This is a genomic window from Gardnerella sp. 26-12, assembly GCF_001660745.1.
GTDB classification, from domain to species: Bacteria; Actinomycetota; Actinomycetes; order Actinomycetales; family Bifidobacteriaceae; genus Bifidobacterium; species Bifidobacterium swidsinskii.
Window position 1 is genome coordinate 1 of record NZ_LWSR01000074.1, and the last position, 4,604, is coordinate 4,604.

Genomic DNA, 4,604 nt, shown 5'->3' on the forward strand with positions numbered 1-4,604 from the left:
TGAAAATAATATAGATGCTTCTGCTGTTATTTCCTCTTCAGAAAGAGGTGATAACAATGAATAAAAGTCTTAGAGAACTTTTTACTGCAGTATTGGTACTTTTTGTAATACTTGGTATTTCAAGTACAATTATTACTTCTATTAAAGCGAATGCTCTAAATTCTGATCCTCGAAATCGCAGAGCTTTATACCATGAGTTTGGCGCTCCACGTGGAGCAATACTTACATCAGATGGCACAGTTATAGTGAAATCTGAACCATCTAAAGATGCTTTTGTGTATCAACGTCAGTATTCTAACGGATTAGTATATGCTCCAGTTACTGGATATTTTTCTATTAGCCAGCGTGCAGATAGAGGAATTGAAGCTTCTCGTAATAGTTTATTAAGTGGAGAATCAGATGCTCTGTTCTGGCAAAGATTCCGTTCATTATTTACTGGAGCAACTAATCGCGGAGCTTCTATAGAAACATCAATTGATTCACGTTTGCAAAATCTTGCTTACAATCTTCTTAAAGGCAAAGACGCAGCTTTAGTTGCAATTGAGCCAAAAACCGGAAGAATTCGCGCCATGGTAAGCACTCCAAGTTATGATCCGAATGATCTTGCTCTTCACAATATTAATGAAGTAAATAAATCGTATGAGAGAATAACATCAGATGTGTCAAATCCTATGCTGAATCGTGCTGTTTCTGAGCTTTATGCTCCTGGCTCTACGTTCAAAACTGTTGTTGCAGCAGCAGCATTAGAATCTGGAAAATACAAGCCTGATACGAAAATACCTGCTGGTGCGAGCTATGTTTTGCCTGGAACCAAGACGTCTCTTACAAATGTCACTTACCAAGCGAATGGCGTTGATGGAAAAATATCTTTTGAGGATGCTTTAGCATATTCGTCTAATACTGCTTTTGCTCAATTGGGTAATTCTTTAGGATCTGACGTAATTGTAAAGCAGGCAAGAAAGTTTGGATTCTTCGATTCGCTGCCTATTGATGGTTCTGATTCTACTGGATTCCCAATACGATCCGTGAAATCTACTTTTTCTATTAAGCCAACTCCAGATAGACTAGCTCTGGAATCAATAGGTCAAGGTGATGCTAAGGTTACACCTTTGCAAAACGCTATGATTGCGGCAGCTATTGCAAATAATGGAACATTGATGAAGCCTACTCTTGTTGATTGTGTAAGATCTAGCGATTTGTCAGTATTGTCACAAACTAGACCAACCGTTATGAACCAAGTAATGAGTAGTGACAGTGCATCTAAATTAACTTCTATGATGCAGGCTGTTGTTACAAAAGAAAATCCTAATCTTGCTTTACCTAATATTCATGTTGCGGCTAAAACAGGTACTGCACAGATTGGAATGTATAATCAAGCTGCTAATGGTTGGGTTATTGGATTTGCTCCTGCTGAAAATCCTAGAATAGCTATAGCGGTTATAGTACATAACACAAGTACATTTGGTAGTTACGCGGCAGGACCTATTATGCGACAAGTGATGGAGGAGGCGCTTAAACAATGAAACTCGTTGAAGGACAGTTAGTTCATCATCGTTATAGACTTGATCGCCGCCTTGCTCAAGGCGGTATGGGAGAAGTTTGGAAAGGCTTTGATATTCAACTTGGGCGAATTGTTGCCATTAAGGCGTTACGTACAGATACCGTAAACGTTGAAGCAAAATTACGTCGTCTTCGTGCTGAAGCGCATAATTCAGCAAATTTAGCGCATCCTAATATTGCAGCATTATTTGACTATTATGAGCACGATGGTATTGGATTCCTAATTATGGAATATGTGCCAAGTAAATCATTGGCAGATTTGTATCATAAAGAAAAAATAATTGATCCTACCAAGTTACTTCCTATTCTTATCCAAACAGCTCGAGGACTTTTTGTAGCTCATTCTCATGGCGTAATTCATCGCGATGTAAAACCTGCAAATATTATGGTTTCTGATACTGGCAATGTGAAAATCACAGATTTTGGTGTGTCATATTCCAGTGACCAAGAACAGATCACTCAAGATGGCATGGTAGTTGGAACAGCTCAATATATTTCTCCAGAACAAGCACAAGGTGAACAAGCTACTGCACAATCTGATATTTATTCGTTAGGTGTTGTGGCATATGAAGGTTTGTGCGGACATCGTCCATTTACTGGAGCAACGCCGGTAGATATTGCTGCTGCACATGTTAATGATCCTGTACCACCTTTGCCAGAAAATGTTGATTTGCAATTACAACAGTTTATTATGTCTATGCTTGCAAAGAATCCAAAAGATCGTCCAAAAGATGCATTAGTTGTGTCGAAAGTATTATCTCGTATTGAGCGCAGACTGCTAGATCAAGAAACAGCCTTCAACAATACAACAGGAGTACTTTCTACAAATTTGCGACAACGAAGATGTATTAAAAGTATGCCGCAAAACCAAGTAAATATTATTAATATTTTTAATACCAATGATCGCAAGGAGCAGCAATGAATACCACAATGCCCACCTCATTAGCGAATGGTCGATACGAATTAGGGGAGCTTATTGGCCGCGGCGGCATGGCGGAAGTGCGTGTTGCTGTTGATAAGCGCTTAGGTCGTACAGTTGCTGTGAAAATCATGCGTTCTGATTTAGCGAACGATGAGATTTTCCTTTCGCGATTCCGCAGGGAAGCGCATGCCATTGCGCAGATGAACAATCCTAATATTGTGAATATTTATGATTCTGGAGAAGAATCTGTTATAGCAGAAAATGGCTTAGAAGAGCGTTTACCGTATCTTGTAATGGAATACATTAAAGGTAAAACATTACGCGATATTCTAAAAATGAATGGAGCTTTAAGTCAGAGAGACGCTGAACAAGTTATGCTTGGCGTGCTCAATGCTTTAGAGTACTCACACAGAATGGGTATTATTCACCGCGATATTAAGCCTGGAAATATTATGATTTCCGAGCAGGGCATGGTGAAGGTAATGGACTTCGGCATTGCTCGTGCTCTTGACGATTCTGCAACAACTATGACACAGTCTCAAGGTGTTGTTGGAACAGCACAATATTTGTCTCCAGAGCAGGCTCGTGGTGAACAAGTAGATATGCGCTCTGATTTGTATTCTGCAGGGTGTGTGCTGTATGAAATGCTAACTGGACGTCCTCCTTTTATTGGAGATTCAGCTGTTGCCATCGCATATCAGCATGTTTCAGAAGTGGCGACACCTCTTAGCACACTTGTTCCAGGCATGCCTGCTATGTGGGACAAGATTTGTGCTAAAGCAATGGCAAAAGATAGACAAAATAGATATGCCACAGCATCAGAGTTTAAGAATGACATTCTAGCGTTTATGAACGGTGGAGTGCCTGTTGCAGCAGCGTTTAATCCATTGACTGATTTAGCTAATATGAAGGCGCGTAAGCAGGCTGAACAGAATGCTGCAACTATGGCTATGGGCATGACAGATGGTGCTGCAACTCAATCGTTTAATCCTATTACTGGTCAAGTTGAATCTGCAAATATTGCATTTTCTCCTAGCACGCGCGCGTCACAAAGAGCAACAATGCAAGCGCAACGTCGTAAACGAGTAGTAATCGGATCTATAGTTGGAGTATTAGTAACAGTATTAGTTCTTCTGGGTGTGCTGTTTATGCTCAACCGAAGTCGTGCTACTGGAGATGTTGTAGTTCCAACATTTATGGAGACAACAACGCAGGATGCTGCTCGTGAAAAGTTGCGTGCACTTGGTTTGGTTCCAGATATTCGTGAAGATGATCATTCTTCTCAACCTGAGGGAACTTTTACTAAGCAATCACCGCGTGGAGGTGAGCATGTTGCTTCTGGATCCAAGGTGACTGTATGGTTCTCGGTTGGACCACAATCAACTCGCGTGCCAGATGTAAGTGGTAAAACGCAAGAAGCTGCTCGTAAAATGCTTGAGCGTGCTGGGTTTAAGATTGCTAATGTTCGAGTAGAAGATAGTGCAGATATTAAGAAAGATCATGTAACTCGCACAGATCCTGACGCAGATTCGTTTGCTGATAAGGGTACATTAATTACTTTATATATTGCATCCGGCTTAACTAAAATTCCTGACGGTCTTGTTGGTCAAAGCAAAGACATTGTGGTTAGCCAATTAGAGAATTTTGGTTTTACTACGGATGTAGTTAAGGAAGATTCAGATAATGTGCCTGAAGGTTCTGTAACTCGACTAAATCCGTCGTCTGGTTCCTCTGTTAAACCACACAGCTCTATTACTGTGTACGTTTCTCAAGGTGCTTCGAAAGTTGAAGTTCCTAGTATAGATCTTGGTACTGTTACCTTCAAACAGGCGAAGAAAATACTTGAAGCAAAAGGTTTGAGAGTAGTATCTGATTCAATGGCAAAAGATGACGATATAGTCATGAGCATGTCTGAGGAAGCAGGAAGCAAGGTTGAGAAGGGCAAAGCGATTACATTAGTTACACGTCCAAGCCTTGGTTCTTCGTCTGATTCAGACTGATTTAGATTTGTGTTAGATTAAGTCTGTAAAAATAATGTATATGCTGCTTGTTCTACAAGAAAAGTAGAGCAAGCAGCATTTTTGTATCTCTAATGTTTGTATCTCTAATAAAATCCATATAT

3 protein-coding genes are annotated in these 4,604 nt (G+C 40.2%); all 3 read left to right on the top strand.

Annotated elements, in window-relative coordinates; all coding sequences use genetic code 11:
• The first annotated feature begins 56 nt into the window (after nt 1–56).
• Genes A5295_RS04360 through pknB form a run of 3 tightly spaced genes read left to right on the top strand, consistent with a single transcriptional unit; the run spans nt 57 to nt 4,482 of the window.
• Nucleotides 57–1,523, top strand: a complete 1,467-nt coding sequence (locus A5295_RS04360; protein WP_004109541.1) for a penicillin-binding protein 2 — start codon at nt 57–59, stop codon at nt 1,521–1,523.
• On the top strand, nt 1,520–2,482 hold the full coding sequence (locus tag A5295_RS04365; protein WP_004109538.1) for a serine/threonine-protein kinase: 963 nt from the start codon (nt 1,520–1,522) through the stop codon (nt 2,480–2,482). The genes A5295_RS04360 and A5295_RS04365 overlap by 4 nt, the downstream gene beginning before the upstream one ends.
• A complete protein-coding gene (pknB, locus tag A5295_RS04370; RefSeq protein ID WP_064621835.1) occupies nt 2,479–4,482 on the top strand; it encodes a Stk1 family PASTA domain-containing Ser/Thr kinase in 2,004 nt (667 codons plus the stop codon). The genes A5295_RS04365 and pknB overlap by 4 nt, the downstream gene beginning before the upstream one ends.
• Nucleotides 4,483–4,604: the final 122 nt, after the last annotated feature.

Excerpts from the sequence above, each read along its gene's own strand:
- A5295_RS04360 (WP_004109541.1), top strand. The coding sequence starts at position 57 with ATGAATAAAAGTCTTAGAGAACTTTTTACTGCAGTATTGGTACTTTTT.
- A5295_RS04365 (WP_004109538.1), top strand. The coding sequence starts at position 1,520 with ATGAAACTCGTTGAAGGACAGTTAGTTCATCATCGTTATAGACTTGAT.
- pknB (WP_064621835.1), top strand. The coding sequence starts at position 2,479 with ATGAATACCACAATGCCCACCTCATTAGCGAATGGTCGATACGAATTA.